Annotated in this window: 13 protein-coding genes; 9 read left to right on the top strand and 4 right to left on the bottom strand. The window is 60.1% G+C overall.

From position 1 onward, the window contains the following. Positions 1-334: 334 nt before the first annotated feature. A complete protein-coding gene (locus FW764_RS00970) occupies positions 335-2,944 on the top strand; it encodes a hypothetical protein (RefSeq protein ID WP_446432322.1) in 2,610 nt (869 codons plus the stop codon). 47 nt (positions 2,945-2,991) lie between these two features. On the opposite strand, the gene FW764_RS00965 is transcribed toward FW764_RS00970, so the two are convergent. After that, on the bottom strand, positions 2,992-3,861 hold the full coding sequence (locus FW764_RS00965; RefSeq protein WP_446432321.1) for an isocitrate lyase/PEP mutase family protein: 870 nt from the start codon (positions 3,859-3,861) through the stop codon (positions 2,992-2,994). Between the two features lie 278 nt (positions 3,862-4,139). Here FW764_RS00965 and FW764_RS00960 point away from each other — a divergent pair, with 278 nt between their 5' ends. Continuing rightward, entirely contained in the window at positions 4,140-5,081 is a 942-nt protein-coding gene (locus FW764_RS00960) for a cupin (RefSeq protein ID WP_446432320.1), read from the top strand. A gap of 247 nt (positions 5,082-5,328) precedes the next feature. On the opposite strand, the gene FW764_RS00955 is transcribed toward FW764_RS00960, so the two are convergent. Genes FW764_RS00955 through FW764_RS00945 form a run of 3 tightly spaced genes read right to left on the bottom strand, consistent with a single transcriptional unit; the run spans position 5,329 to position 11,215 of the window. After that, positions 5,329-8,394, bottom strand: coding sequence for an efflux RND transporter permease subunit (locus tag FW764_RS00955; RefSeq protein ID WP_446432319.1), 3,066 nt, complete (start codon positions 8,392-8,394; stop codon positions 5,329-5,331). Between the two features lie 9 nt (positions 8,395-8,403). After that, on the bottom strand, positions 8,404-9,591 hold the full coding sequence (locus FW764_RS00950) for an efflux RND transporter periplasmic adaptor subunit (RefSeq protein ID WP_446432318.1): 1,188 nt from the start codon (positions 9,589-9,591) through the stop codon (positions 8,404-8,406). 16 nt (positions 9,592-9,607) lie between these two features. Further along, positions 9,608-11,215 (bottom strand): efflux transporter outer membrane subunit, encoded by a 1,608-nt coding sequence (locus FW764_RS00945; protein WP_446432317.1) that lies wholly within the window; start codon positions 11,213-11,215, stop codon positions 9,608-9,610. A gap of 455 nt (positions 11,216-11,670) precedes the next feature. Between FW764_RS00945 and FW764_RS00940 the strand changes: the two genes are divergently transcribed. From FW764_RS00940 to FW764_RS00910, 7 genes are all read left to right on the top strand, one after another. Next, the gene (locus FW764_RS00940; RefSeq protein ID WP_446432316.1) at positions 11,671-12,069 is read left to right on the top strand and encodes a cytidine deaminase; all 399 of its coding nucleotides are present in this window, start codon (positions 11,671-11,673) and stop codon (positions 12,067-12,069) included. A 54-nt stretch (positions 12,070-12,123) separates the two neighbouring features. Next, the gene (locus FW764_RS00935) at positions 12,124-13,389 is read left to right on the top strand and encodes a NupC/NupG family nucleoside CNT transporter (protein ID WP_446432315.1); all 1,266 of its coding nucleotides are present in this window, start codon (positions 12,124-12,126) and stop codon (positions 13,387-13,389) included. A gap of 10 nt (positions 13,390-13,399) precedes the next feature. Next, the gene (deoA, locus tag FW764_RS00930; RefSeq protein ID WP_446432314.1) at positions 13,400-14,707 is read left to right on the top strand and encodes a thymidine phosphorylase; all 1,308 of its coding nucleotides are present in this window, start codon (positions 13,400-13,402) and stop codon (positions 14,705-14,707) included. Further along, on the top strand, positions 14,704-15,936 hold the full coding sequence (locus tag FW764_RS00925) for a phosphopentomutase (RefSeq protein ID WP_446432313.1): 1,233 nt from the start codon (positions 14,704-14,706) through the stop codon (positions 15,934-15,936). The genes deoA and FW764_RS00925 overlap by 4 nt, the downstream gene beginning before the upstream one ends. Positions 15,937-16,110: 174 nt before the next feature. After that, the gene (locus tag FW764_RS00920; protein WP_446432312.1) at positions 16,111-16,731 is read left to right on the top strand and encodes a dTMP kinase; all 621 of its coding nucleotides are present in this window, start codon (positions 16,111-16,113) and stop codon (positions 16,729-16,731) included. Between the two features lie 33 nt (positions 16,732-16,764). Further along, the gene (locus tag FW764_RS00915) at positions 16,765-17,748 is read left to right on the top strand and encodes a 5'-nucleotidase (protein ID WP_446432311.1); all 984 of its coding nucleotides are present in this window, start codon (positions 16,765-16,767) and stop codon (positions 17,746-17,748) included. 305 nt (positions 17,749-18,053) lie between these two features. Continuing rightward, complete coding sequence (locus FW764_RS00910) at positions 18,054-19,169, top strand: EAL domain-containing response regulator (RefSeq protein WP_446432310.1); 1,116 nt, start codon at positions 18,054-18,056, stop codon at positions 19,167-19,169. Positions 19,170-19,213 lie beyond the last annotated feature (44 nt).

Here is a 19,213-nt window from a genome sequence, read left to right as displayed (position 1 = left end):
CGGTGCCGATCAGGGCCAAATTCAAACGCACTGATCCAGCTGCCGTGCTTTTGACCGAAGGTCAGCACGTCACACTCTTTCTGCATGGCCCTGCGCCCACGCTTAATACCGCGCAGACCTACGTCGAGATGCAGCAAGCGACCGAGTACTTTGGCGCTGTAGTAAGGACTTGAGTGACACCGGCCAGCGCAGGCTTATTAGTTAAAAGTTCACGCGAAAGAGCCTGTGAGTGGTGGCTACATGACTGCACCCATTCAATTTTTCGCATGTAACAAGACTGTTGTACTTACCCTCTAATAATCCTCTCTCCACGTGCCAGATCAGGAGACAGGCCATGCAAGTAGCCCCGGTTGATAGCACTCCCAAAGCGGGCGATAACCCCAACTGGAACAAAGCAGTGTCCAGGGCGGTAGACAATCAGCCGGGCGACAACAGCCTCGGGCCTGATACAAAGCGGCCTCAGGGCGACTTTCGCACCGCGCAGCAGATCATCGACGACAATCCGCTGTTAAAAAACCTGGGCAACCAGAGTGGCGTGAAAGACAAACTACGTGAGCGTGTGGGGGATTTCGAGCACGATCCGGACGCAGCGTACCGCGCGAGCCGGGTGCTGGAGCACATCGAAAAGCTCGACGAAAACGGTAAGCCCGCGCTCGAGCGTCCAGAACTCAACGAGGTCGGCAACGGCAAGGTCGACGGTTTTACCAAGGGCGGTGACGCCCGCCACGGCACCGAAGCCGGGCGCTTGCAGGACTTTGGCAAGTATGGCTGGGACACCCTCAAGGGTGAGCTGCCCGTGACCAAACCCAAGACCCCACCCAAGGGCGATGCGCCGTCCAATCATCTGCCGTTGCCGGGTGAGGGCCGCCCGATGGGCGACACCCGCAGCGCCGAGCAAATCATCGAAGACAACCCGGTGCTGAAAAATCTCGGCAACCAAAGCGGCGTCAAAGACACGTTGCGCGAGCGTGTCGGCGACTTTGAGCACGACCCCGATGCAGCCTGGCGCGCAGCCCAAGTACTCAACTATGTCGAGAACTATGACGAAACCGGCAAGCACATAGAGGGCGCTAATGTTGGCAATGGCCGCATTGACGGCTTCACCAAGGACGGCGAGGCGCGCCACGGCACGGAAGCGGGGCGCCTGCAGGACTTTGGCAAGTACGGCTACGACAACCTCAAGGGCCTGGACGGCAACAGCGCCGATGACCAGATCAAGGATCTGCATGCCAAGGCCACCGCAGACGCCGTGAAGGCGGCCGGTGGCGACGCCGCCAAGGTCGGTGCCGACTATTTTGTCAGCGGCAACAGCAGCGCCAGCGGCGCGGACAAGAGCGCGGCGATCATTCAGCTGTCCATGGGCTTGGCCAACTACAAGGCCGGCGCGGATGCGTTCGCGCACCAAGGGCCGGATGCGGCCAATGAGTGGTCAGGCGACGGCCCATCACCAGGTCAACAACGCGAAGACTTTATCAAAGATGTGCAAGGGCGCATTGACAGGCTCAGCAAGGACCCTGACGTGCAGCAGTTCCTCAACACCCAAGGCACCGAGCAACTGCAGAAAATGGTCGCCGCCGACCCAGCCCTTAAAGCCGAGATGGAGCGACGCCTGGAGGCGTCATCGAGCACCGACGCCCTGGAAAGCGCGTTCGCCGCCAAGGGCGTCAGCACCACGGATGCAGTGTCGAGTTTTATCAAGTATCCGGACTTTTACGCCCAGGCGCTGGGCAAGCAGCCGGACTATAAAAAAGCCCTGGAAAATGCGCCGCAAGCCATCAAGGCCAAGGTCAAGGCCGAGTACGCGGACATCACCTGCGGCAAGCAGATGAACGAGCTGATCGCCAGCGGCGTACCGGCGGACAAGGCGGTGATTCAGTCAGGCGTGAACAAGGCGATTTTCGACGCGGTACTCGATGACAACAGCGTGCAGGCGGGCAGCTCAAGTTTCAACGACGCGGCCGCCAAACTGGGCCGTGAAGACCTGCTCAAGGGCCAGTCCATCGACGATTTCTACCGGGGTTTGGGCGTGACCGGTGCCAACGACCCGCGCCTTGAACACGTGATCAACGACAACCTCGCCGCCTTCACGCCGCCCGGCGAAGCACCGCCAAAGACCGCCGATATCATCAGCGGAATACGTGCGGTGGATGACGCCATGCGCGGCGGTGCCAAGTTCGACGATGCGATCAAGAAAGTCCAAAGCAACTGGGGCGGCAAACTCCCCGCCGGGGTCAGCGCGGCCTACAAGGCCGGGGTGATGCATGGCGTGTCCGGCGTGTTGCTCGCGGGCGCCATTGGTACGCGCATCGCCAGTGGCAAGGGCGGCAGCACCGCGCAGACAGTGGGCCAGTCGTTCCAAGCCGCCGGTTTGTTCCTGGAAGGTGGCGCCAAGTTTGTCCAGGACCAGTTCGATCGCACCCAGCAAGGTACTTATAAGTTTGATGCGCCCAAGTACGTAAAGGACGTCGAGAACATCGGCAAGAGCCTGGGCGGTGTGGCGGGTAACGTGCTCGGGTTGGTCACTGGGGCGATCTCAGCGAAGAACTCGGCCCAGAGCGGCGACAAGGTCGGCGCAGGCTTCCAGGGCACCTTTGCCGGGCTCAACGGCTTGTCGGCCGTGGCGGGTGTGGTAGAGGTCGCCACCTACGTGGTGCCGCGCATTACCACGGTGGCGGCAGGCGTTGCAGAAGCAGCGGGCGTGATTGGCGGTGCTGCCGGGGCCTTGGCGGGTGCCGTTGGCGGCATTGCGGCCGTGGGTGGGTTGATCTACGCGATCATTGCCGACATCAAGGCCGACAACGCGCGTAAGAAACAGCAGGAAGAGTGGTACACCGGGCTCAAGGATCAGCTCGATGACTTCGGCGTTAGCCCGCCGCCGTTGGAGGTGATCATTGCACCAAACAATGGTTATGTGGAAGTCGGCAATCCCGGCGCCAATTACTGACTGTGGTCAGCGGCCAGTCGCAAAACTGGCCGCTGATTGAGTCAGACCTACTCTTTCACATCCATGAATTCTTGCGCCCATGCCACATAACTCTCCGGCAGGGTGTAAGTATGCGTCAGCTCGGTCGCGCTGAGGTTCGAGGTGCTGCTGGTCAACTTGCGTTGCGCACGCAGGCTGTCGTAAGTCGCCTTGATCGACGCAAAGTAGGCGCCATGCCCGGCCACCACAATGCGCACACCCAACGCAGCCAGGCGCTCGCTGTCATTGAGCTGCGGGTTGCCGTAGGTCACCAGCATCAACGGCACTGTGAGGTTTTCTGCGATTTTTTCAAGGTGCTCGAAGTCTTTGACGCCGACCATGCAGATGCCGTCGGCGCCGGCTTTTTCATATGCTTTGGTACGGGCGATGACGTCTTCGGTCGGCAGCACGCCGGCGTTGGTGCGGGCGACGATCGACAGCTCAGGGTCGACCCGCGCTTCAAGGGCGGCCTTGACCTTGCCGATGCCTTCTTCGACCGAAATCAGGTCGGTGGATTTACGCCCGAACTGCGCGGGCAGCAGGGTATCTTCAATCGTCAGTGCCGCAACCCCGGCGCGTTCAAGCTCTTCGACGGTGCGCATCACGTTCAGGGCATTGCCGTAACCGTGGTCGGCGTCGGCAATCACTGGCAGTTGGGCTACGCGGCCAATGCGGGTGGCCTGTTCGACGAACTCACTCAGCGTGATCAACGCAAAATCGGGTGCCCCGAGTACCTGCAACGATGCGACCGAACCACCGAGAATACCGACTTCGAAACCCAGGTCGGCGGCGATACGCGCGGACATGGGGTCGAAGACCGAGGCGGTTTCAACGCAGATTTGTTTGGCAAGCAGTTCACGGAAGTTGCGGCGTAGCGCTGAGTGAGAAATCTTTGGCATGTTCTTTCCTGGCTCTGGTCATCGTCAAGTGACGATCAATGTCTATTCATGGTGGCGCCAGATTACCACGCAGAGGGGTGGGGGATTATGACGTTTGAGTCTGAGACAGGCGCTGGACACATGGATCATCGGTTCATGCTTAGGCGATGGACACGCCGGCTGCACCGTCAACGGGCGTAGCCGCCCCATCCTGCACAACTGCTGTGCCACCTGAGTGCTTAATCCTCGTGGGCGCATTGCCTATAGTGTTGGAAACCAGCCGAAGACTGAGGTGAAGCATGAGCAGTGAATTCAAGCCCGACCAGACCCATGATGTGCCGAGCGAACAGGCGGACGCCGAATACTTTGAATACAGCAAGGCGGCCAATCCCATCAGCGCTAACCTGATTACCCGGATTCCTTACCACAGCTTCCCGGCCTCGCTGTATGACAGCGGCCCGTCGCGAGTCGTGGCGCTTGACCTCAGCGAAGCGCTGGGCTGCGAGGGCCCGGCGACCGGGCCGGGGCTGTGCGCCAGCTTCATTCGACTGAATGCCGGTGAGTCCCTGGACCTGCACCCGAATGCGACTTCGCAAGTGTTTTATGTGATTGCCGGGGAGGGCAGCGTTGTGCAGGGCGAGCATGAAATTGCCTGGTCCACCGGCTGCTTTATCGCGCTGCCTGGCTTGCTGCCAGCGCGCTTCAGCGCCTCGCAGGATGCGCGCTTGTACTACGTGCACGATGAGCCGCTGTTGCGCTACCTGGGCGTGACGCGCAGCACCGATCGCTTCGTGCCAACGCTGTATCCCGCCGCACTCGCCAACCTGAAACTGCGTGAAGCGGCGGATGACCCGCGTGCCCAGGACCGCAGCCGTATCAGCATCCTGTTGGGGAATCGCAACTTTCCACAGACCCGAACCGTGACGCATGTGCTGTGGGCCATGTACGGCATTCTGCCGGCCGGCTCGATTCAGAAGCCACACCGGCACCAGTCCATTGCACTGGATTTCATCATCGACTGCCCCACGGGCTGCTACTCGCTGGTAGGCACCGAACTGGACGCCGACGGGCAGATTCGCAACCCGGTACGCGTCGACTGGTCGCCGGGCTTGGCGTTTGTGACGCCGCCGGGGTACTGGCACGCTCACTTTAATGAGTCCGACCAGGAAGCATTCCTGATTCCTATCCAGGATGCCGGGTTGCAAACTTACTTGCGCGCGTTGGATATTCGCTTTAGCTGATGGGGTGAGTGGGTAGCTTCTATCTGATGTACTGAGAACCAAATGTGGGAGCGGGCAAGCCGGCTGCCACAATTTGCCGAGTTCAACCACCTCGGTCTATCACGCAGACGGACAGTTCTAGAGCATCCAATCAGGTGTTTCGCCTGACGCTTTGATGCCGAGCCGCTAAAAGTTGTCGCCTTCAGCAGCTTCGACAAAGGCGGTTAGCGCGGTGAAATAACCCAAGTGTGACCTGCCGGGCTTAGGTTCATATTGTCCTCAAGTCTGAGCCTGGGAGTGTCTGTTGGGTTTCCTGATGATGCGTTTCCCCAATAAACATATACATCGCCGGCACCATGAACAACGTCAGCAGCGTACCAATCGACAACCCGGCGAAGATCACCAGCCCCATGTCATGCCGCCCCGCAGCCCCAGCGCCGGAGGCCCACACCAATGGCACCACGCCCAGCACCATCGCGGCCGTGGTCATCAGGATCGGACGCAGCCGCACGGCCGCCGCCTCTTCAATCGCTTCACGCTTGCTGTGGCCGGCGCGCTGCAATTGGTTGGCGAACTGCACGATCAGAATCCCATGTTTGGTGATCAGGCCCAGCAGTGTCACCAGGCCAACCTGGGTGTAGACGTTGATCGACGCGTAACCCATGGTGATGAAGGCGAGGGCGCCGAACAGTGCGGGCGGCACCGAGAACAGGATCACCACCGGGTCGCGGAAGCTTTCGAATTGGAAGGCCAGGGCCAGGTAGACGATCAGAATCGAGAACATCAGTAACCCGAAAAAACCACCCGACTCCTGGATGAACTGGCGCGACTCGCCAGCAAAGTCTGAGGTGTAGCCCGAGGGCGCCACGTGGGTAAGGATCGTGTTGAGTTTGGCGAGCAGTTCGCCTTGGGCCACGCCACTGACGCCTGAGAGTGTTGCCGAGTTGAGTTGCTGGAAGTGGTTGATCGATTCCGGCTGCGTGGAGGTCTCGATATGCGCGACCGTGCGTGCCTGGATCATGGCTCCTGCCGGTGTGCGGATGTAGTAGTCGAGAATTTGCTCCGGGTTCAGGCGGTTGACCTGTAGTACTTGGGGAATGACTTTGTAAGAGCGCCCGGCAGTTGAGAAGTAGTTCACGTAGTTGCCGCCCAACGCGGCAGACAGCGCGGCACCGACGTCGGCCTGGGTCATGCCCAATACGGCGATTTTTTCCCGATCAACCACTAACTTGGCTTGCGGCTTGTCCAGTTTCAAGTCCATATCGGCAAACCAAAACAGCTGTTGCTTCTGCGCCTCGGCCATCACCGCTTGCGCGACTTCATTGAGGTTTTCCACCGAATCGGTGGTGGTGATCACAAACTGCACCGGCAAACCCTGGGCGCCTGGCAACGAGGGTAAGGGGAACGCCGCAATCGTCGCGCCCGGCACCTGGTTCCACTTTTGCTGCAGCTCCAATATCAGTTGGGCCTGGGAGCGCGTGCGATCCCCCCAGGTTTTCAGCAACACGCCGCCCAAGCCTTGGTTGAGGATGGGCAGGCCGGTGAGTTGGAACATCTGCGCGTACTCAGGCTCTTTGTTGGCGATCTGGAAGGCCTGGTCGGCAATGCGCTCCATCTGCTGCGGCGAGGCCGTCGGTGGGCCTTTTATCTGCATGAACACCAGCCCTTGGTCTTCGGTGGGCGACAGTTCACTTTTGGCGGTCATGCCACTGGCGGCGACCAGCAGGAACAGCACAAAGCCAAAGGTCACCAGCACCGGCCAGATATCCAGCCCGCCAGACAGCACACGGTGATAACGCCCGCGCAGCCAGTCAAAGTACTGATCGAGCTTGCGCGCGAAACGACCTTCTTCCTGCCCGGATTTGAACAGCTTGGAGGTCATCATCGGCGACAGCGTCAACGCCACCACGGCCGACACGGTCACGGCACCCGCCAGCGAGAAACAGAACTCCTTGAACAGCGCCCCGGTGAGCCCGCTGCGCAAGCCGATGGGCACATACGCGGCAATCAACACCACGGTCATTGCGAGGATCGGGCCGCCCAGTTCCCGCGCCGCAATCAGCGCGGCTTGCAGTACACCTTTGCCTTCTTCCTTGATATGCCGGTCGACGTTTTCCACCACAATAATCGCGTCGTCCACCACCAGGCCGATCGCCAATACCAGCGCGAGCAGGGTCAGCAGGTTAATCGAGTACCCCAGCAGGTACATGATGAAGAAGGTCCCGACCAGCGACAGTGGGATTGCCACCAGCGGCACAATTACCGCGCGAAAGGAACCGAGGAACAGGTAGATGACCACCGAGACAATGATCATCGCCTCGACCAAGGTCTTCACCACCTCGTAAATCGAGGTATTGATGAACGCCGTGGAGTCATACACGATCTCGCCGCGCACCCCGGCGGGCAGTTGCGATTGCAGCTCGGGGAACGCCTCTCGCACGCTTTCGGCGACGGTCAGAATATTCGCGGTGGGCGCGGCCTTGATGCCGATGAACACCGAACGCTTGCCGGAAAACGCCACGCTGCTGTTGTAGCTTTCGGCGCCAAGAGTGACGGTGGCCACGTCCTCCAAGTACACCAGCGCATCGCCTGTGTGCTTGATCACCAGACGTTTGAATTCATCCACCGTGTGCAGATCGGTCCCGGCCGTGAGGTCGACCGTTACCGTTTGCCCACGGGTCGAGCCGACGGCAGACAGGTAGTTGTTGTTGGCCAAGGCGGTGGACACGTCCTGCGCCGTGACATTGTGCGCAGCCAGTTTGTCCGGGTCCATCCAGGCGCGCAGGGCGAACTGGCGCCCGCCGAGGATTTCTGCGGTTTGCACGCCCTGGATCGAATCCAGCTTGGGCTTGACCACCCGCAGCAGGTAATCGGTGATGTTGTTGGTGGCCAGCGTGTCGCTGTAGAAGCCCAGGTACATGGCGTCGGTGGTCTGCCCCACGGCAATTGTCAGCACCGGTTCCTGGGACTGGGCCGGCAGTTGGTTCTTGACCGAGTTGACCTGGGTGTTGATCTCGGTGAGCGCCTTGCTGGCGTCGTAGTTCAGCCTCAGCGTGGCGGTAATCGTCGAGACACCGGTGATGCTGGTCGAGGATAAATAGTCGATGCCCTGCGCTTGGGCAATGGCCGACTCCAGTGGTTGGGTGATAAAGCCCGCGACCGTGGACGCGTCGGCGCCGTAGTAGGCGGTGGTGATGGTGACCACGGCGTTTTCGGTGCGCGGCCATTGGTTCACCGGCAGTTCGAAGATCGAGCGCAGCCCAAGGATCAGAATGAACAGCGAGACCACCACGGCCCACACCGGCCGCTGAATAAAGGTATCGGTCAGCTTCATGGGCCACCTTTAGTGTTCTTGGGGAGTCGGCGCGGGGTCGTTCAGCGGCGCGGCGCTGTTGTCGATTTTCACCGCCGAACCATTCTTGAGCTTCATCTGGCCGCTGGTGATCAACAAATCGCCTTCCTTCACGCCCGACAGGATCGCGACCTGATCGCCACGGGTCGGCCCGGTCTTGATGAAGGTTTGCTGCGCGGTGAGCACTTCTTCGCCCTTGTCGTTCTTGCTCGACGTGGCGATGAACACGGTGGTGCCGTAAGGGTTGTAGGTGACCGCCGTTTGCGCAACGGTGAGGTAGCGCTGGGTGGTGCCCGAGTTGACCACCACGCGGGCGAACATGCCAGGCACCAGGCTTTGCTTGGGGTTCTCAATGGTGGCTTCGACGGTGACGTTGCGCGTGGTCGTGTCGAACTGGGTGTCGATGGTGCTGACACGGCCGCTGAAGGTCTGGTTGGGCAGGCCGTCGGCCGTCACCGCGACGCTTTGGCCGATCGCAATGGCCTCCAGCTTGGTCTGTGGCACGCTGAAGTCGATGTAGATCGGGTCGAACGTCTGCAGCGTGGCGATCTTGTCACCGGGGTTGAGGTACTGCCCTGGGTTGACGCTGGTAATGCCGATGCGCCCGGCAAACGGCGCACGAATGGTTTTCTTCGCCACCAGCGCGCGCTGTTGTTCGGCAGCGGCGAGTTTGGCTTTCAGGTCGGCGGTGTCGGTGTCAACCTGGGCCTGGGAGATCGCGTTGACCGCCAGTTGTGCCTTGTCGCGCTTGAGCACGATGACGGCCAGGTCGGCAGTCGCCTCCAGGGCGTGCAGTTGCGCGATGTCCGAGTCGGCATTCAACTGCACCAGCAGCGCCTGCGCCGCCACCTCTTGCCCAGGTTTGAAGCCAATCGTGCGCACAATGCCGCCGACTTCAGTGGTCACATCCACGCCGCGCACCGCCTTCATCGAGCCCACGGCGGACACGCTCGGTTGCCAATCGCTGAACGGCACCTGCATGGCCGTCACCACGGCGGCGGGCCGTGGCGCTTTGGATTGCGCGATCAGCGCCGAAATCTGTACGAATTTCACCGCGGCTATGATTGCGACGATGACCAGCACCACCACAACCATGATCAGCATCGGCCGCCACAGGCGACGCTTGCGCGGTTCGCCGGGTTCGGGGGGCAGGGCAGAGGCAGTCTGTACGTCAGCCATGAAGGTTCTCACTGTTTCAATGATTCGATTCAGGTGCCGCCTTATTGCTGGCTGGCATGATCTCTTGCCACGACGGCAGGCCGAAGCGGTCCGGCTTGCCCTTAGTGGCGGGGTCTACGTCGGTGCGGTTCCACCAGCCACCGCCCAGTGCCTGGAACAGCGCGGTGGTGTCGCTGTAGCGGGCGGCCTGGGCTTTGACGCGCGCGAGCACAGTGTTTTGGTAGGTTTGCTGGGCCGTGAGCAGGTTGATATACGCCACTGCGCCGAGGCGGAACTGGGCTTGCACCAGGTCCAGGTTGGCTTGCGCGGAGCGCTCCGCCACGACCTGTTGATTGAGCGCATCGGCATCCGCCTCCAGCGCCCGCAGCGCATTGGCCACGTCTTGGAACGCAGTAATCACCGTGCCGCGATAGCGCGCCGCGGACTCGTCATAAGCGGCCACAGCCGCGCGTTTGCGATGTTCGAGTGCGCCGGCATCAAAGATCGGCTGGGTAATCGAGCCGGCGAGGCTCCAGACGCCGCTGCCGGATGAAAACAGCGTGGTCCCGCTCGCCACCGTAGAGCCCAACGCCCCGGTGATGCTGAACTGCGGCAACTGATTGGCGACGGCCACACCAATATTGGCGCTGGCCTGGTGTAACTGTGCCTGCGCCGAACGCACATCCGGGCGCTGGCCAACGATGGCTGAGGGCAGGCTGACCGGCAGCGCTTTGGGTAAATGCAGGGAGGCCAGATTGAAGCGCTCGCCTTGATCCTGGTTTGGAAATCGCCCCAGGTACGCCATCAATTGGTTGCGGGTCTGCGCCAATTGCTTTTGCAGCGGCGGCAAGGTCGCGCGGGTTTGCGCCAGAGCGGTTTGCTGTGTGAGCACGTCGCCGTCGCCGATTGCCCCCAGTCGGCGCTGAGCTTGCAACAGGTCGAGTTGGCCGCCTTGCAGTTTGATGATTTCTTCGGTGGCGGCCACCTGATCGCGTAACGACGCCAAGCTGACGGCGGTGTTGACCACATTGGAGGTCAAGGTGAGGTAAGTCGCCTCAAGCTGAAAGCGCTCGTACTCGGCTTGCGCCGTGGTCGATTCGATTTGCCGGCGCGTGCCACCGAACACATCCGGGGCGTAGGACACGCTCAGCGATGCCGAACTCACGGTGAGAATGGGTGATTCGGAGATGCCTGAGGTGACGCCCGAGACTTTCTCCCGGGCTTTCTGCACATTGCCACTCACCGAGGGAAACAGAGACGCCTGGTCGGCATACACCTGCTCGTTGGCCTGGCGTAATGCTGCTTGGGCCGCGCTCACATCCGGGTTGGCGCGCAGGGCTTCTTCGACCAAGGCGTTGAGTGTTGGCGAGCGCAATAGCGTCCACCATTGCCCGGGAATATCCATCCCGGCGATCAGCCGCTGCGCGGCGCCACCGGTGTCGATATCCGCCTGGGCCGTGCGGGTGAGTTTCTCTCTTGAATAGTCGGCATACGCTGGCACATCGGGGCGCGCGAAATCAGGCCCCACAGTGCAGCCAGCGAGGGTGAGGCACAGCAGGCTCAGCGGGACCAAAAAGTGCGAGTGTTGAGCGGGGGTGCGGATTGTTGCCCCCGCGGATGCACGCTGGCGAAGCTGCTCTTTCATATTTACTCTGATTAATCAGTTGGTTAACTGCTTTTATTGTTGAGCAAAGACGTGCTGCTAGATTCGGCGGAGCCACTGAAAAAACAGCGCGGGGTTCCGGGATTTAAACCAGTGTAGGCGCCGTCAGGCACTGTGCAATGTGCAGGTGCATTGCCTACGCGCTAAAAATGCGTAAGCCGCATTAGTTTGGGGTTGGGAATACCGCGGTTTGCGCACGTAGGATAGAGGCAGCTGCCTAGGAAGGCAGAATGGTGGGGTGAAATCGATTCGAGTGATCGGTGACTGCGCGCCCGCCATAAGCGTGCACGGGAGGTGGCAAAGGGCTTCGGCGCAGACCTTTGTTCACGAGGGCAAAAAAGGATTGAATATTCACATCAATTGTTATTTAAATAACACAACAATAGCGCCACGCCCCTCCCTGGACGTGCTCGCAATAAGATGGGATGACCCTGTGAATGACAATTGAAGAACGGTTGATGGAACAGGCCAAGCGTGCCGCACAGAGCACGTACTCGCCTTACTCGCACTTTCCGGTCGGCGCGGCGTTGCTGACCGCTGACGGTGAGATGGTGCAGGGCTGCAACGTGGAGAACATCTCCTACGGGCTGACCAACTGTGCCGAGCGTAGCGCCTTGTTCAGCGCCGTCAGTCAGGGCCATGCGCCGGGCAGTTTCAGGGCCTTGGCGATTTATGCACCTAACGTTTCACTGATAAGCCCTTGCGGTGCCTGCCGCCAGGTGATGCTGGAGTTGATGGCCAAGGATGCGGTGGTGATTTGTCAGGGCAGTGACCCGGCTGCCACGCGTACCTGGTCCCTGGAGCAATTGCTGCCGGGCGCCTTCGACGCTTTCTAATCCTGGGCAGGCCTTCGGGTCTGCGTCCGCTTGGTCCCTTGTTGAGACGCCTGCATGATCAGTCTTGTCGGAATAGCGACCCTTATTCTCATTGCCATTGCTTTATCTCATCAGCGACGTTCGATCAACTGGCGCACCGTTTCGGTCGCGTTTGTGATCCAGGTGCTGATCGGCGCTTTCGCGCTGTACGTGCCGTGGGGCCAGACTGTGCTGGCCTCGCTGTCTGGGGCGGTGGCCTCGCTGCAACTTTATGCTGACAAAGGCATCGAGTTTCTGTTCGGCGGCCTGAGTTCGCCGCAGATGTTTGAAGTGTTCGGCAGTGGCGGGTTTGTGTTCGCTATCCGGGTGTTGCCGATGATCGTGTTCTTCGGCAGCTTTATCTCGGTGCTGTATTACATCGGTGTGATGGGCTGGATCATCCGGCTGGTGGGTGGCGCCTTGCGCCTGTTGCTGGGCACCAGTCGCATCGAGTCGATGGTGGTGACGTCGGCGATTTTCATCGGCCAGTCGGAAGTGCCGCTGGTGGTACGGCCATTCATTGCCAAGCTGACGCGCTCCGAGTTATTCGCGGTGATGGTCGGCGGTTTTGCGGCGGTGGCCGGCTCCGTGCTGCTGGGTTATGCCGGGCTGGGCGTCGAACTCAAGTACCTGATCGCGGCGTGTTTCATGTCGGCGCCAGGTGCCCTGTTGATGGCCAAACTCATGGAGCCGGAAACCGAAGCGGCCCGCACCGAAGAGGTGGTTGAGACGCTGGGCCAGGCTGAGAATCGCCCCACCAATATTATCGACGCCGCCGCCGAGGGCGCCCAGGTTGGCTTGCGCCTGGCCCTGTCGGTCGGCGCCATGTTGCTGGCGTTTATCGCCTTGATTGCACTGTTCAACGGGCTACTGGGCTGGGCAGGCAACTGGTTTGGTTATCCACAGTTGACCTTGCAACTCGTCCTCGGGCACGTGCTGGCACCCATTGCTTTTCTGCTCGGAGTGCCGTGGCATGAGGCCGTCTTGGCCGGCGGTTTCATCGGTGAAAAACTGGTGCTCAACGAGTTCGTCGCGTATGCCGACCTGGGTAACTACCTGACCCCGGCCAAGGCCGCCGAAGCCGGCGTGCCGCTGCTGTCGGTGCACACGCAGGTGATCGTCACCTTCGCCTTGTGCGGCTTTGCCAATTTGTCTTCGATTGCCATTCAACTGGGCGGCCTCACGGGTATCGCCCCGCAACGCCGTGAGGAACTGGCGCGGTTGGGCTTGCGGGCGATGATCGGCGGCACACTTTCTAACCTGATGAGTGCGGCGATTGTCGGCTTTTTCATTTCGCTGTAAGGAGCACGGTATGTGGTTGCCACAAGAAGTGATTCGGCGTAAACGCGACGGGCATGCGCTGGCCGCGATGGACATTCAACGGTTTGTCACCGGCATTGCCGACGGCAGCCTCAGCGATGGCCAGGTGGCTGCGTTCGCCATGGCGGTGTTCATCAAGGGCATGGACGTGAGCGAGCGCATCGCCTTGACCGAGGCGGTGCGCGATTCCGGCCAAGTATTGAAGTGGGAGCTGCCAGGCCCCATAGTCGACAAGCATTCCACCGGTGGCGTCGGCGACATGATCAGCCTGCTGCTGGCGCCGTTGCTGGCGGCCTGCGGCTGTTACGTGCCGATGATTTCCGGGCGCGGCCTGGGACACACCGGTGGCACCCTGGACAAGCTTGAAAGCATTCCCGGCTACGACTGCCACCCCAGCCCTGAACGCCTGCGCGCGATAGTGGCCGAGGTCGGTTGCGCCATCATCGGCCAGACGGCCAACCTGGCTCCAGCAGACAAGCGCTTGTATGTGATCCGCGATGTGACCGGGTCGGTGGAGTCGATTGACCTGATCACCGCGTCGATCCTCGGTAAGAAACTCGCTGCCGGCCTCGACGTCTTGATCATGGATGTGAAGACCGGCAACGGCGCCTTCATGGCCGAGCCTGGACAGGCACAAGCGTTGGCCGCCAGCATCGTCGAGGTGGCCAACGGCGCCGGGGTTAACACCCGCGCGCTGATCACCGACATGAACCAGCCGCTGGCCCGCAGTGCCGGCAACGCCCTGGAGGTTGCCGAGGCGGTCGCCTTGCTCAAGGGCGAGGTGCGCAGTGAACGCCTGTGGGCGGTGACCTTGGCGCTGGCGACCCAGGTGCTGACGATGGCCGGTTTGGCCATAGATGACGCCCAGGCCCGTGATCAATTGCTTCAGGCCTGGCAGAGCGGGGCGGCCTTGCAGCGATTCGAGCAGATGGTCAGTGCGCTGGGCGGCCCGCAGGGTTTTACCGGCAACCCCGAAGCGCATTTACCTAAAGCTGCCGTGTCGGTGCCGGTGTGGCCTGAGGAGGAGGGCCGCGTCACCGAGATCGACACCCGGGCGGTGGGCTTGGCGGTGGTGGCATTGGGCGGCGGGCGCAGCCATCCAGACGACGTACTGGACCTGTCCGTCGGCTTCAGCGAGTTGGCCTTTGTTGGTGAACAGTTGAGCGCGCAACGGCCCTTGGGCTGGGTTCACGCGCGCACTAAAGAGCAGGCCGAGCTGGGCGCATCGGCCTTGCGCGCAGCCTATCGGTTAGGCGGCGAACGCTTGGCCGCATGCGATTTGATCCTGGCAAAACGATGAGTAAGGCCATCGTGTTAGTGCTGGACTCGTTGGGCATCGGTGCCAGTGCCGACGCGGCCCTGTTTGGCGATGCAGGCGCCGACACCTTGCGCCATATCGCCGAGGCGTGTGCCCGTGGCGAAGCCAATAGCACGTGGCGAAAGGGGCCGTTGTGCCTGCCGAACCTGGGGCGGCTGGGATTGGGGGCCGCAGCGGCGGCCAGTGGTGACGGACCATTGCCGGGCCACTGGGGAGACGCTGCACCGTTCGGCGCCTACGGCCATGCGCGGGAGCAATCGTCAGGCAAGGACACGCCGTCCGGGCATTGGGAAATGATGGGCGTGCCGGTGTTGTTCGACTGGGGGTATTTCGAACGGCCGGTCGAGTCATTTGCGCCACAGTTGCTGGCCGACCTGATTGAGCGGGCAGGGTTGCCGGGTATCCTGGGCAACTGCCATGCCTCAGGCACCACAGTGCTGGACGCGTTGGGTGAGGCGCACATCCGCACCAAGCAGCCCATTTGCTACACCTCGGCCGACAGCGTGATGCAGATCGCTGCCCATGAAAGCCATTTCGGGCTTGATGAGCTATATCGGGTGTGTGCAATCGCGCGCCATTTGTGTGATGAATACACCGTCGGCCGGGTCATTGCCCGACCGTTCACCGGCGAGCACGCGGGCGAGTTCCGTCGCACCAGCAATCGCCGCGACTACACCGTGCCACCGCCGTCGCCAACACTGCTTGATCGCGTATGCGAAGCCGGCGGCACTGTGCATGCGGTGGGCAAAATCGGTGATATCTTCGCGCATCGCGGCATCAGCCGGTTGTACAAGGCCGACGGTAACGATGCGCTGTTCGATGCGACCCTCAAGGCATACCAGGACGCGCCAGACCGCAGCCTGGTGTTTGCCAACTTCGTCGACTTCGACATGCTCTACGGCCACCGCCGTGACCTGGCCGGCTACGCTGGCGCGTTGGAAGCCTTTGACCGCCGGCTGCCGGAATTATTGGCGTTACTGGACCCGCAAACGCTGCTGATCATCAGCGCCGACCACGGTTGCGACCCCTCTCGCCCAGGCAGCGATCATACCCGCGAGCATGTCCCCGTGTTGGCATATGGTGCCGGCGTGACGGCAGGTTGGCTGGGTGAGCGCGGTAGCTTTGCCGACATCGGCCAGACGCTGGCGGCGCATTTGGGGTTGGCGCCGTTGGCGTGGGGGGCCTCGTTTCTGCTAAGGGATCATCCTTGAGCCCGCCTGCTTTGGAGCCGGGCAGGGTCGCTTGATAGCGGGTTTTCCAATTGATGATCGACGCCTTCAGGAATGTCTGTTCATATGGGCGCAGCACTCGGTTCGTGTCATCACGCCAAGCAGCCCCACGAACGAACAGGGTATCTAAACCCGCTATCAATCATGATGTGAAGTATGAGTCGTCCACTATTTGTTTCTCTCGATGGGCCCAAGGGAACGGGTAAAACCACGCTGTTGGAGGCCGTTACCAAAGTACTGAGGGCAGACAACCAAAAGGTGGTCCGACTTAGCGAGCAAAAAAGCGATCCCTATAGGGCTGAAACAATGGCCCTCGTTAACGCACTTGTCAGAAACCCTAATCGGGATTTGGAATTGAGGGTGTGTGAGCGCTTTGCTGATAGCCGTGCCTGGATTTCCCAGCACGTACTGACTAAACAGCCAGCCGATAGCATCATCTTGATTGATCGCTGGTACCCCTCTGATGCAGCGTTTCGCCGAATCGTGCGGTTTGAACACATTCTTCAGTTAAACCTTGAGCGAAATGTGCAAGTGCCCGATCTGCATGTCGGCGTTATCACCGCCCCTGATATTTCATGGGCGAGGGCAGCAGAACGACGGCGCGGGCTGAGCAGTACTGTGATCCACAGGCTGGAAGAACAGGTCGCATGTACGCAGGCGTTCGAGCGCGCGATTACCGATCACGGTTGGTTTTTATGCCGTAATGAAACAACGATCGAGGACGCCACGGCGCAGGTGGTTTCTGAGATCTATAGCGCCATCAATATTGCCGTATGATTCACGCGTCCAAAGGTATTTAGAGAGGTTCCAATGCCCTACGATTTAGAAAACCGATTAGTGATCGGCGTAGCGTCCAGCGCTGTATTTGATCTGGTGGCATCGGACGCGGTTTTTCAGCGCCAGGGAGAGGAGGAATACCGTAAGTTTCAGCGGGAAAACCTGGATGTCGCCTTACCAAAAGGTATTGCCTTCCCCTTCATTAAGCGTCTCTTATCGGTGAATGACCTCAGCGTTGACCCTGCGGATCCGCTGGTGGAGGTCATCCTTCTATCGCGCAATGATCCCGATACCGGGCTGCGCGTATTGAAGACAATTGAACACTACGGGCTTGGGATGACAAGGGCGATTTTCATGCAAGGAAAGTCTCCATGTGAGTACATACCAGCGCTGAATATTGCCCTGTTTTTGTCGGGCGACAAAAAGGACGTGGAAGCAGCTATTAAAGCTGGGTATCCAGCGGGCCAAGTGCTCGATTCAAAATTCGAAGACGACGAAGCTGATAAAACCCTGCGCATCGCATTCGACTTTGACGGCGTATTAGCCGGCGATGAATCTGAAACCATCATGCAAGCTTCTGGCTTGTCCGAGTTTCATGCCCATGAAGTGAAAAACGTTATGCAGCCGCATAACCCTGGGCCGCTAAAGGAGTTTATGGTGCGGATTTCCAAGATCCAGTCGGTCGAGGAGATGCATAAAAAACACAACCCGAATTACGAAAACCGCATTCGTGTCTCGATCGTGACGGCGCGCAATGCTCCGTCTCATGAGCGCGCGATGAATACACTTAAGAGTTGGGGCGTCATGGCCAACGATGCGTTCTTCCTGGGCGGTATCGAGAAAGGTAAGATTTTGGCCGTTTTGAAACCGCACATCTTCTTCGATGACCAATCGGGGCACCTGAAATCGACCAGCGCGGTTGCGCCATCGGTGCACATTCCTTTCGGAATCACCAACACTGCCACGATGGAGGCCGTGCTTGAGCCAGAGCCTGATCAGGCACAGTCAGTCGAGTAGGACACTGCCCTCTTTAATGCTTCTGAAATGAATGCGGCTGTTCCCCGATTGAAGTTTATAGCCTTCGTTTCTCCCGCCCCTCTTAGCTCAATGCCTGGGATTATCTAAACACTGTGCGCTCGGACCGGGCCTGGGAAATTTCCTACATGACGCGGAGATAAATCCTTCGCTTCCGGTGATGTCGAGTCGCCAGAATTTTGACTTAACGTCATTAGCGAGTAGTGGGCGAGATGTGCACACCCAGTGTTCTAGTTTTAGATGATCAATCGTTTCAGCGCGAAATGTTGGTGAAGGCGCTCCAGCATTTGGGCATCAACGACATTCTGCAGGCTGGCGACTGCGAATGGGCGATGGCGCAGGTAAGCCGGGAAGGGGGCGTTGATATCGTGATTTGTAACCTTAGCAACACCGACGTCAACTGGATGGACTGTTTGACCCAGATCGGCGAAAGCGGAATGGCACGTGCGGTTGCACTGTGTAGCGAACTGAAGCCGGAACTGCGTCGTGCAGTCGAACAGATGACGTGTCTTTCTGGGTTGCCAATGCTCGGTGTCGTGGGCAGACGCACGCAGTTGCATACGTTGCATGAAATCCTTGGTCGCTACTCCCGTCAGCAGTTGGCACCGTACGTCGAGTCGGCGCCCCATGCCAAGCTGCCGAGTGAGGAGGACGTACGGCGAGGCCTGGCCGAGGGAGAGTTCAGGGCGTGGTTCCAACCCAAATTCGATTTAAATACGTGTGCGGTGGCCGGGGCCGAGGCGCTGGTGCGTTGGCGCCATCCGATCAGGGGCCTGTTGTTGCCCAGGCACTTTCTGGCCGCCGTGTTGGCCTATGACTTGATCGACGAAATGCTTAAGCAACTGCTCGAGCAGGGGATGAGCTTGCTCGACACCTTGCGTCGATCCGGCCAAAGCTTGGAGTTGGCGTTCAATCTTCATGCTTCGCAACTGGCCCACAATGACTTGATTAAGCACATCGAGCAGTTGTTGAAACGTCACGACTTTCCGGGAGGGACATTGTTGTTCGAGGTGGCTGAAAACGGCTTGCTGGATGTGCCCCGCACCACTCGGGAAAACCTGCGGCGCCTGCGCATGATGGGGTGCGGTCTGTCGATCGATGATTTCGGCATGGGCTTTTCGTCACTGACTTTGCTCTGCCAACTGCCGTTCAACCAGCTCAAGCTCGACGGCCAGCTTGTTCGCGCCATCGAGGATCCGCGCACCCATGCGATGGTCACCAGTACCGTGGCGCTGGCCCGGGCGCTCAACATGAGCCTGGTGATCGAAGGCGTCGGCAGCCAGCTAATCCGCGACGGATTGGTAGCGATGGGGTGTTCATTTGGCCAGGGCTTCCACCTCGCGCGTCCGATGGAGGCCGAGAGGTTCCTGCGGTGGTTGCAGGCGCCTGACTCGCCCACGTGAGCGCGTTGCTCTCCAGTCCTGAAATAGACCGATATAACTGCCTG

Source organism: Pseudomonas sp. 1152_12 (assembly GCF_052850675.1).
The sequence above is the reverse complement of the archived record's forward strand: the minus strand, read 5'-3'. Positions and strand labels throughout refer to the sequence as shown.

Coding starts and splice junctions, on each gene's coding strand:
- FW764_RS00970 (WP_446432322.1), top strand. CDS start 335: ATGCAAGTAGCCCCGGTTGATAGCACTCCCAAAGCGGGCGATAACCCC.
- FW764_RS00965 (WP_446432321.1), bottom strand. CDS start 3,861: ATGCCAAAGATTTCTCACTCAGCGCTACGCCGCAACTTCCGTGAACTG.
- FW764_RS00960 (WP_446432320.1), top strand. CDS start 4,140: ATGAGCAGTGAATTCAAGCCCGACCAGACCCATGATGTGCCGAGCGAA.
- FW764_RS00955 (WP_446432319.1), bottom strand. CDS start 8,394: ATGAAGCTGACCGATACCTTTATTCAGCGGCCGGTGTGGGCCGTGGTG.
- FW764_RS00950 (WP_446432318.1), bottom strand. CDS start 9,591: ATGGCTGACGTACAGACTGCCTCTGCCCTGCCCCCCGAACCCGGCGAA.
- FW764_RS00945 (WP_446432317.1), bottom strand. CDS start 11,215: ATGAAAGAGCAGCTTCGCCAGCGTGCATCCGCGGGGGCAACAATCCGC.
- FW764_RS00940 (WP_446432316.1), top strand. CDS start 11,671: ATGACAATTGAAGAACGGTTGATGGAACAGGCCAAGCGTGCCGCACAG.
- FW764_RS00935 (WP_446432315.1), top strand. CDS start 12,124: ATGATCAGTCTTGTCGGAATAGCGACCCTTATTCTCATTGCCATTGCT.
- deoA (WP_446432314.1), top strand. CDS start 13,400: ATGTGGTTGCCACAAGAAGTGATTCGGCGTAAACGCGACGGGCATGCG.
- FW764_RS00925 (WP_446432313.1), top strand. CDS start 14,704: ATGAGTAAGGCCATCGTGTTAGTGCTGGACTCGTTGGGCATCGGTGCC.
- FW764_RS00920 (WP_446432312.1), top strand. CDS start 16,111: ATGAGTCGTCCACTATTTGTTTCTCTCGATGGGCCCAAGGGAACGGGT.
- FW764_RS00915 (WP_446432311.1), top strand. CDS start 16,765: ATGCCCTACGATTTAGAAAACCGATTAGTGATCGGCGTAGCGTCCAGC.